The following is a 1,222-nucleotide window of genomic DNA, read 5'->3' as shown; positions in this document are numbered from 1 at the left end:
ATCTACTCGACTTACGAGTCGAACGAAACTTTATACGCAAAGCTAAAAACGCATAACGAAGGTTATGATTTAGTTGTGCCTTCAACGTACTTTGTTGCAAAGATGCGTGATGAAGGCATGCTACAAAAGATCGACAAATCAAAGCTAAGTAACTTTGACAACCTCGACAAAAACTACTTAGACAAGCCATTCGATCCAAACAATGACTACTCTATTCCTCACGTTGTCGCTATCACAGGTCTAGCGGTGAATACAGACATGTATGATCCAAATGACTTCCAAAGCTGGGCGGATTTATGGAACCCAGAGCTTGAAGGTCAGTTGATGCTGATGGATGACACGCGCGAAGTGTTCCATATTGCCCTACGCAAACTCGGTTACTCGGGTAACTCTACCGATCCTAAACAGATTGATGAAGCGTATGCAGAGCTACAAAAACTGATGCCAAACGTATTGGTGTTTAACTCTGACAACCCAGGCGCACCGTACATGTCTGGTGAAGTCGGCGTTGGTATGCTTTGGAATGGCAGCGCAGCTGCGGCGCAAAAAGAAGGTCTGAACCTTAAACTGGTTTTCCCTAAAGAAGGCGGCATCGGTTGGGTTGATAACTTTGCTATCTCGTCAGGCGCGAAAAACGTCGATGCTGCGCACAAGATGATCGACTTCTTGCTACGCCCTGAAATTGCAGAGCAGATTTCAGCAGATACCGGTTACTTAACGGCGGTAGCGGAATCGAACGCGAAGTTTAAAGACGTTGCGCCGCTGTTCCCTTCTCAAGAAGACCTTGACCGTGTTGAATGGCAAGACGCTGTTGGCGACTTAACAGTTAGATATGAAGAATATTTCTTAAAACTGAAAGCCGGCCAATAATCTCTTGCTTTTACTTTAAAATAGGCAGCATTCGCTGCCTATTTTGTTTATTGACTGATATACTTTCTTTTTTTGTATAGTTTGTCTTTCGACAAGCACTTAACCCACTGCTTAATCAGAACATTTCGTCCCGATTGACGCTCTGATGGCTAGGCAAAAACAAAAACGGAAAAGTAATGAAAAGTAAATTCTATGCAAGCGCACTGTGCGCAGCGGCACTAACCGCTTCTCCTGCAATGGCTGCTGATCAAGAACTCTACTTCTACAACTGGTCTGAATACATTCCTAACGAAATTCTTGAAGACTTTACCAAAGAGACAGGCATCAAAGTTATCTACTCGACTTACGAGTC

At 43.9% G+C, this 1,222-nt stretch carries 1 protein-coding gene and 1 pseudogene; both read left to right on the top strand.

Features of this window, described 5'->3' with window-relative positions; all coding sequences use genetic code 11:
* Nucleotides 1-870, top strand: an 870-nt coding sequence (locus AKJ31_RS22300; protein WP_053411168.1) for an extracellular solute-binding protein, incomplete at its 5' end; no start/stop codon positions are given.
* 176 nt (nucleotides 871-1,046) lie between these two features.
* Nucleotides 1,047-1,222, top strand: a pseudogene (gene potD, locus AKJ31_RS22295) (spermidine/putrescine ABC transporter substrate-binding protein PotD); the annotation flags it as partial.

It is taken from the genome of Vibrio hepatarius, from assembly GCF_001274785.1.
In the GTDB taxonomy this organism is placed as follows: domain Bacteria; phylum Pseudomonadota; class Gammaproteobacteria; order Enterobacterales; family Vibrionaceae; genus Vibrio; species Vibrio hepatarius.
Note: the sequence above shows the minus strand (reverse complement) of the source record. Positions and strands in the feature narration are given on the sequence as shown.